Raw genomic sequence first — 299 nt, forward strand, 5'->3', positions numbered from 1 at the left:
CCATCGGCCTTGACTGCCCGCGCTCCGGTATCGCCCATAGCATGGAAGAGGCCAACGCCGTTCTCGAAAAGCTGGGCTTCCCCTGCATTATCCGTCCGTCCTTCACTATGGGCGGCACCGGTGGCGGCATTGCTTACAACCGTGAAGAGTTCGAAGAAATCTGCGCCCGTGGCCTGGACCTGTCGCCGACCAAAGAGCTGCTGATCGACGAATCCCTGATCGGCTGGAAAGAATATGAGATGGAGGTTGTCCGCGATAAGAAGGACAACTGCATCATCGTCTGCTCCATCGAAAACTTT

At 56.5% G+C, this 299-nt stretch carries 1 protein-coding gene; it reads left to right on the top strand.

Translation table 11 applies throughout. From position 1 onward, the window contains the following. A partial coding sequence (locus AC0L20_RS40655) for an ATP-binding protein (protein ID WP_473295770.1) occupies positions 1 to 299 on the top strand: 299 nt, incomplete at both ends.

This window comes from Bradyrhizobium sp. Kon58 (genome assembly GCF_055807455.1).